Annotated in this window: 2 protein-coding genes; both read right to left on the minus strand. The window is 63.7% G+C overall.

Annotated elements, in window-relative coordinates:
* A partial coding sequence (locus tag FNA46_RS25830; RefSeq protein WP_483923590.1) for a DUF2059 domain-containing protein occupies positions 1-280 on the minus strand: 280 nt, incomplete at its 3' end.
* 20 nt (positions 281-300) lie between these two features.
* Positions 301-996, minus strand: coding sequence for a ribose-5-phosphate isomerase RpiA (gene rpiA, locus FNA46_RS25835; protein WP_143128099.1), 696 nt, complete (start codon positions 994-996; stop codon positions 301-303).
* Positions 997-1,144 lie beyond the last annotated feature (148 nt).

The following is a 1,144-nucleotide window of genomic DNA, read 5'->3' on the forward strand; positions in this document are numbered from 1 at the left end:
CGCGACGCGGCGCAAGCGCCAGCGCTTCACCATCGACGGCCTTGTTGATCTGGTCCTGATAGTTCGGCGAGGTCAGCGTGTATTCGCTCTTCAGCCGCTCGGCGAGGCTCGGCAGGATTTCATCATAACGCTGGGTGGCGTTCAGGGCCGCAATCACGTCGCGCGCCGCCTTCAGATGGGCGTCGGTCACTTCCTGAGCCTGGGCGGATGCACCGAAAACGGCGCCGGAGAAGAGGATTGCAAGCGCCGCTGCGCGGCCGAAAACCGCTTGTCTGATCATTGGTTTCAATGCTCCTGTCTTTAATTCGCCTTCAGCGTCCGTGCCCCCGCCGGGCCGGCGATGATCGCAGAGGACGCCATGTTGATGAACAGCCCGTGCTCCACGACACCGGGTATGGAATGCAGCTGGATGGATAGAGCCTCTGCATCAGGAATACGGCCAAAAGATGCGTCGAGAATGAAGTGTCCGCCATCCGTGGTGAACACGTCCTCTCCCGCCCGGCGCAGCCGGATCTCGCCGGTCAGGCCAAGGCGCGCAGCGCTCTTTTCGATGGCGATGCGGGTCGCGGCAAGCCCGAACGGATTGACCTCGATCGGCAGCGGAAAGCGGCCGAGCGTCTCCACCAGCTTGGTCTCGTCGGCAATCACGATCATGCGGGCCGAGGCCGCCGCAACGATCTTCTCGCGCAGAAGCGCGCCGCCGCCGCCCTTGATCAGGCTCAGTGCCGAATCCAGTTCGTCCGCGCCATCGATGGTCAGGTCCAGCTCCGGCAGCTCTTCCAGCGATTTCAGGGGAACGCCGAGTTCCAGGCACAGGCGCGCCGTGCGCTCGGAGGTCGGAACCCCCAGGACCTTCAGCCCCTCGGCCACCTTTTCCGCCAGAAGGCGAACGAATTCTTCCGCGGTGGACCCGGTGCCGATGCCAAGCCGCATACCGTCTTCAACGTGCTGAAGTGCGGCCTCTGCCGCCTTCACCTTCATTTCGCGGGCGTCCATGCGCCACAAGCTCCCGTCTGTTTCGCCGATCGCTGTTTACACGGGCCAGCCGCCAAACAAAAGGCCCCGTCGCCCTGCATCCCGAAGATTAGCGGCCCCGCGAAATTGCCAAAACGCGCCCGAGGCCTTAAGCGAAGAGCCAGCCATG

The organism is Affinirhizobium straminoryzae (assembly GCF_007004135.1).
In the GTDB taxonomy this organism is placed as follows: domain Bacteria; phylum Pseudomonadota; class Alphaproteobacteria; order Rhizobiales; family Rhizobiaceae; genus Neorhizobium; species Neorhizobium straminoryzae.

Coding starts and splice junctions, on each gene's coding strand:
- rpiA (WP_143128099.1), bottom strand. CDS start 996: ATGGACGCCCGCGAAATGAAGGTGAAGGCGGCAGAGGCCGCACTTCAG.